The organism is Oscillochloris sp. ZM17-4, from assembly GCF_019599295.1.
Taxonomy (GTDB): domain Bacteria; phylum Chloroflexota; class Chloroflexia; order Chloroflexales; family Chloroflexaceae; genus Oscillochloris.
This window is the reverse complement of the sequence record NZ_JAIEWN010000160.1, coordinates 1-1597: the sequence shown is the minus strand read 5'-3', so window position 1 is coordinate 1597 and position 1597 is coordinate 1. Positions and strand designations below refer to the sequence as shown.

1 protein-coding gene is annotated in these 1597 nt (G+C 72.1%); it reads left to right on the top strand.

The window, feature by feature from the left end:
• Window positions 1-349: 349 nt before the first annotated feature.
• On the top strand, window positions 350-1597 hold a 1248-nt coding region (locus tag K2Z83_RS28365; protein ID WP_220598529.1), incomplete at its 3' end, for a M20 family metallopeptidase.

Sequence of the window (1597 nt, the reverse complement as noted above, 5' to 3'; positions counted from 1 at the left end):
GCCGGGTGTCACGAATCTTCTTGCAACGGTGGCCATGGCGGGCGGCTGAAGCCGCGTCGCCGGGGCGCTGCGCGCCGGGCGTCGGCCTGCGCCGACGCCGGAACCACCCGCGAAGGCGGGCGGGCGGCCGCAGGCCCTCCCAGCGCGGCTTCAGCCGCCCGCCCGCATGCACGACGTTCCGTCACACCCCATGGGGCCAAGCCGCACGCAGCCTGCGCCAACCTGTGGTATCCTCTGCTCCAAACCCCCCAGCAGACCAAAGACCAAGATTGATCGCCGGCGCGCGCTGCGCCCGCCGACGGCAATCTGCAATCTGCAATCTGCAATCTGCAATTCTGAAGGAGGCCCCATGGAGCGGAGCGAGCTGAAGGCGGCGGCCCAGCGCGAGATCGACCAGCTGGCGAGCCTGCTGGTCGAGACAAGCGACTGGATGGCCGACAACCCAGAGATCGGCCTGCAGGAGCACCAGGCGTCGGCGCGCCTGGGCGACATCCTGAGCGAGTTTGGGGCCAGCGTCGAGCGCGGCATCGCCGGGATGCCCACGGCCTTCGCCGCCCGCCTCCCCGGCGGCCAGCCCGGCCCGCAGGTGGCTATCGTCGCCGAGTACGACGCCCTGCCCGAGGTCGGCCACGGCTGCGGGCACAACATCATCGCCACCGCCGCCCTGGGCGCCGGGCTGGCCCTGTCCCGCCTCGGCGCGCACCTGCCCGGCGCCGTGTCGGTGATCGGCACGCCGGCCGAGGAGTCCACCGTGCCCAACGCCGGCGGCAAGATCCCCATCCTCGACCACGGCTACTTCGAGGGGATGGACGCCGCGATCATGATCCACCCGCTCACCGAGGACAAGATCGACTCGGAGAGCTCGCTGGTGGCCCACGGGCTCGACTTCGCGTTCCACGGCCACCCGGCCCACGCGGCGGCCAACCCCCACGAGGGCATCAACGCCCTCGACGCGGTGATCGTGATGTTCACCAGCGTCGGCCTGCTGCGCCAGCAGGTGCGCTCCGACGCCCGCATCCACGGGGTGATCACTCACGGCGGCACGGCGCCCAACGTCATCCCCAGCTACACGGCCTGCCGCTTCCGCGTGCGCGCCGCCGACCCGGCCTACGCCCGCGATCTGGTGCGCCGGGTGGTGGCCTGCGCCGAGGCTGGGGCCGCCGCCAGCGGGGCGCGCATGGAGTGGCGCGAGTATATGCCGCCCTACCTGAATATGGTGCCCAACAGCAGCCTCGGCGACGCCTTCAAGGCCAATCTGGAGGCGCTCGGCCGGCCAATGAGCGTCCGCAGGGAGCGCGGCGGCGGCGGCGCCGGCTCGACCGACTTCGGCAACGTCAGCCACCGCATCCCGGTCTCATGCGCCATGCTGAAGATCTGCGGCCCCGAGGCCGGCTGGCACACCCGCGAGGTCGCCGCCGCCACCCGCACCCCCGAGGGCCACGCCGCGATCATCGACGGGGCCAAGAGCCTGGCCATGACCGCCATCGACATCCTGTTCGACGCCGCCCTGCGCGAGCGGGCCGCCCAGGAGCACCGCGCGGCCATGGACCTCAAGGCCTGCGTGGCCTCTCTCAAAACACCGCGCATCCTCTTCCTC